The organism is Mycobacterium simiae (genome assembly GCF_008370645.1).
Taxonomy (GTDB): domain Bacteria; phylum Actinomycetota; class Actinomycetes; order Mycobacteriales; family Mycobacteriaceae; genus Mycobacterium; species Mycobacterium simiae_A.
The window spans coordinates 1-2,322 of record NZ_VTZN01000331.1; the positions used below are offsets into that span (position 1 = coordinate 1).

Consider the following 2,322-nt stretch of genomic DNA (forward strand, 5'->3'; position numbering starts at 1 on the left):
TAGCGCGCAAGCCGCGCTTCTTTAGAGCGCGGTTAGCGCATCAAGTTGGTGGTTGAAGTGACCACTGGCATGGTGGCGGCGTAGCCGCTGCGGGACGGTCAGTCGGGCGTAGCCCGATGTTTAGAGGGGCCGGTTTTGGTTTTCGATGTAGCGCTTGATCACCGACAGCGGCGCTCCGCCAGCGGACGCGGCGAAATACGATGGCGACCACAGGTGGCTGTTCATGGGTGCGCGCACACACGTCCCGGTGTATTCGCGGCGCACCGCGTAGCTGGAGCGGCCTTTGAGGCGGCGCACCAGTGTGGCGACCGCCAGGGTGGGCGGGTAAGCGACCAGCAGGTGCACGTGCTCGGGCTCGCCGTTGAACTCAACCAACTCGGCACCCAGATCGGTGCACACACCCGACATGGTCTGTAGGCAATAGTCCAGCATCGCCGAGTTGAGGATCCGCCGCCGGTATTTGGTTACGAAGACAAGATGTACCCACAGCGCCGAGACGCTGTGGCCGCCACGCCGGTAGTCGCCGCTGCCGGCTGGGACCGCGATGTCGGTGGTGCCTTTTACAGTCGTGGTGTGCACACCGAAGGTGTCTACCCGCCCGCACCGACAACAACGGTTGGCGCCGGTGATGGCGCGCGCGGTGAGCGCAAGCCGAGGGCACGTAAGCGCCCCAAGGATGCACCCACGCATGTGCGGTCGTGGCCGCTGCGCCCGAACCTGGGGCAGTGCCGGGTGATCCGGACACGATTTTCCGCGGGGGCGCGAGTGTACAACGCGGTGCTGGCCGAATTCATCGGTCGCAGCCGCGCAGTCAAATCCGATCCGGCATGGCAGGTCGCGTGCCAGCTGCCGCGGCGCACGAAAAAGGAACGCGCCGCGCGGCGGGCGGCGTTGGACGCGGTGGCGGCGGCCCATGGTTTCAGCGATCGTGCGGGGCAGTCGTTCGCGTCGTCGTTGCGTCACTCCTGGGTGCGTGAGCACGTGCCGGCCCAGGAGACGCAGAACCTGGGTGCGCGGGCGTTTGATGCGGTCAAGTGCTGGCATGTGGGGCGTAAAGGCAAGCCGCGGTTCAAGAACAAAAAACGTGGGTTGCATTCGTTGGCGGCCAAGGACGGCAACGGTGCGTTGCGTCCCAAGACCGACGCCTTCGGGCGGTTGGTCGGGTTGCAGTGGGGGGCCGGGTTCGTCATCGCAATCGCCGCGCCCGCCCAGACGGGTCGGCGCGGCAAGGAGCAGCAGGCTGAGCTGGCCGAGGTTGAGGCGCTGATCGCTGCGGGCAAGGTGTTGTCCACCCGGATCGTGCGCACGGTGATCAACGGGCGCGACACCTACCGCATGCAACTGGTCTGCGATGGGCACCCCACCCGCCGGCATCCGGTCGGGGATGGGCGGGTGTCGTTTGATCTGGGGCCCAGTCAGATCGCGGTGGCCATCGAGCGCAGCGATGGGTCCTGGGCGGGATGGGTGGAACCGCTGGCCGATCGGATTCGGCTCAACACCAAACGGTTACGCCGTGGACAGCGGCATGTGGATCGTCAGCACCGTGCTGGTTCGCCGGAGTGCTTCAACCCCGATGGCACGCATAAGACCGGCCGCTGCTACTGGCGGCAGCGTTCCCGTGCCGCCAAACACAGCGGCACGGGGGTGGCTGAGCAGCATCGCCGCCTGGCGCAGCATCGTAAGACGTTGCACGGGGCGCTGGCCAACAGGTTGTTGGCCCACGGCGCGAATGTGGTGTGCGAGAAGCTGAATTACGTTTCGTGGCAGAAGAACTTCCCGCGCAGTGTGCGCGATCGGGCACCGGGGTTGCTGGTGGAGGCGGTGCGCCGCAAGGCTGAAAGCGCCGGCGGTGATCACCTCTACGAGTACAGCCCCTACGCGACTGCCCTGTCGCAAACCTGTTTGTGCGGGAACAAGAAGAAAAAGCCGCTCTCCCAACGGGTCCACCGTTGCGGCTGCGGTATCAAAGAAGACCGGGACCTGTTTTCGGCATTCCTGGGACTGCATGTCCACAGGAACGCTGATGGTTCCGACCGGCTGGACCTGGAAGCGGCCAACCATGGTTGGTTGCTGCACCGTCACGACGTTGATGGGCGTCGAGGTCCGGCCGTAGCAGGATCTAAGCGGCGAGGCCGCAGGCATCCGCCTTCGCGGAGGTCAGTGGCGCGTATCAAGGCCCGTAGGGCCTTGAAGCGACAGAGCCGCTCGGCGCGAACCTTCCCTGCTGGTGAGCCCACGGCGCTACCCGCCCAACAAGCGGCATAGCGAGACAGCGCACCACCACAAGGAATCCGCGCATGTTCACTGCGCGGAGGACGTCAA

Annotated in this window: 2 protein-coding genes; one reads left to right on the forward strand and one right to left on the reverse strand. The window is 65.7% G+C overall.

Going from position 1 to position 2,322, the window contains the following annotated elements; all coding sequences use genetic code 11:
* Nucleotides 1-120: 120 nt before the first annotated feature.
* Complete coding sequence (gene tnpA / locus F0Q45_RS25425; protein ID WP_149656509.1) at nt 121-546, reverse strand: IS200/IS605 family transposase; 426 nt, start codon at nt 544-546, stop codon at nt 121-123.
* Between the two features lie 27 nt (nt 547-573).
* On the opposite strand from tnpA, the gene F0Q45_RS25430 reads away from it, so the two are divergent.
* Nucleotides 574-2,265, forward strand: coding sequence for a zinc ribbon domain-containing protein (locus F0Q45_RS25430; protein WP_262491181.1), 1,692 nt, complete (start codon nt 574-576; stop codon nt 2,263-2,265).
* Nucleotides 2,266-2,322 lie beyond the last annotated feature (57 nt).